Origin of the sequence: Paenibacillus glycanilyticus NBRC 16618 (assembly GCF_004000805.1) — a bacterium.
Classification (GTDB): Bacteria; Bacillota; Bacilli; order Paenibacillales; family Paenibacillaceae; genus Pristimantibacillus; species Pristimantibacillus glycanilyticus.
This window is the reverse complement of sequence record NZ_BILY01000091.1, coordinates 1-1,006: the sequence shown is the minus strand read 5'-3', so window position 1 is coordinate 1,006 and position 1,006 is coordinate 1. Positions and strand designations below refer to the sequence as shown.

1 protein-coding gene is annotated in these 1,006 nt (G+C 60.5%); it reads left to right on the top strand.

The window, feature by feature from the left end:
- Positions 1 to 686 (top strand): electron transfer flavoprotein subunit alpha/FixB family protein (locus PGL01S_RS30675; protein WP_164775646.1); only part of this gene is annotated, 686 nt, incomplete at its 5' end.
- Positions 687 to 1,006: the final 320 nt, after the last annotated feature.

The following is a 1,006-nucleotide window of genomic DNA, read 5'->3' as shown; positions in this document are numbered from 1 at the left end:
CCGTGGGGCGCGAGCTCGCGCCCCGCGTGGCCGCAGCCATCGGCGCCGGCCACGTCGCAGACGTGACCGCCATCGACGAAACCGATGGCGTGTTCACGCGGCCGCTCTACGCCGGCAAGGCGTTCGAGCGGCGCAGCTTCACCCCGGGCCGGCCGTGGGTCGTCACGGTCCGCCCGAACAACTTCGAGCCGGCCGAGACCCTGCCGGCCGGCGAGACCCAAGGCACCGTGCAGGCGCTGCCGTTCACGGTGCCGCCAATCCTGACCGCGGTGCGCTCGCTTGTGCGCCGCGCCGGCGGTCAAATCGATCTCGCCGAGGCCGACGTGGTCGTCTCCGGCGGCAGAGGCGTGCGCAGCTCGGCCGGCTTCGAGCCGCTGCAAGAACTCGCCGGCGTGCTCGGCGGCGCGGTTGGCGCCTCGCGCGGCGCTTGCGATGCCGGCTACTGCGGCTATGCCCTGCAGATCGGGCAGACCGGCAAGGTCGTTACGCCGCAGCTCTATATTGCCTGCGGAATAAGCGGCGCCATCCAGCATCTTGCCGGCATGAGCCAATCGCGCGTCATTATCGCGATCAACAAAGACCCCGACGCGCCAATCTTCAGCGTTGCTGACTACGGCATCGTCGGTGACCTGTTCGAGGTTGTTCCGCTATTAACGGAGGAGTTCCGCAGAACGCAATCCGGTTAACTTAATGGTTTTAAGCATTAACCAGGCTAAACATTGGGACGGTTAATCCTCTTGGTCTCCTAACGAAACTACAGATTCTTATTTCGCCAAAAAGAAGCCCAGCGCAATTCTAACGAAACTACATATCGCTATTGCGGCTAATTGGCCCTCTAAACCATTCAAATTCACCAAATAGCGATACCAGGTTTCGTTAGATTCCGTAAACTGCTTAAATCGGCCAAATAACGTTACCTAGTTTCGTTAGCGCAGTTTTCCGTAATATTTTGAGACTGTTATCGGGGTTTCCGGGTTTCGGGGTTCCGGGGGTTCCGGGGTTTCCA